The organism is Polaromonas sp. P1_G2, from assembly GCF_056405515.1.
Genome location: NZ_JBFUBY010001699.1, coordinates 1 through 366, shown reverse-complemented (window position 1 = coordinate 366; position 366 = coordinate 1). Strand labels below are relative to the sequence as shown.

The window sequence follows — 366 nt, the reverse complement described above, 5'->3', positions numbered from 1 at the left end:
GCCATATAGCCGAATTCGAAGCGGGCGACGCGCAAGCCCATGGCCGCCAGCGCTTCGGCGGCCGCGGTCATCGAAGCGGAATCCATCGGCGCACCGGCGCCATGGGCGAGCAGGATCGTGACGCCTGCGTCCGCCGGCCCGTCAAACAGGAAACTGTTTTCCATTCGGATTCTTCCTCGTTTCCCCACCTATCAAGGCAAATGCGCGGACATGCAAGCCCGCAGGAAACGGGTGGCAAGCGGGCGCGCCGATCCTAAAATGATCGCCAAGGAACAGGAGATCGATGATGAACATGATCGTGCACGAGCAGCCCGCAGACGCCGAAACGCGTGTGGCGGCCTATGACTGGCAAGCGATTGCCACGGA

General features: G+C 62.3%; 1 protein-coding gene. It reads right to left on the bottom strand.

The window, feature by feature from the left end:
• The coding region (locus AC1D0P_RS32175) for an alpha/beta family hydrolase (protein WP_477680431.1) at positions 1–164 on the bottom strand (164 nt) is incomplete at its 3' end.
• Positions 165–366: the final 202 nt, after the last annotated feature.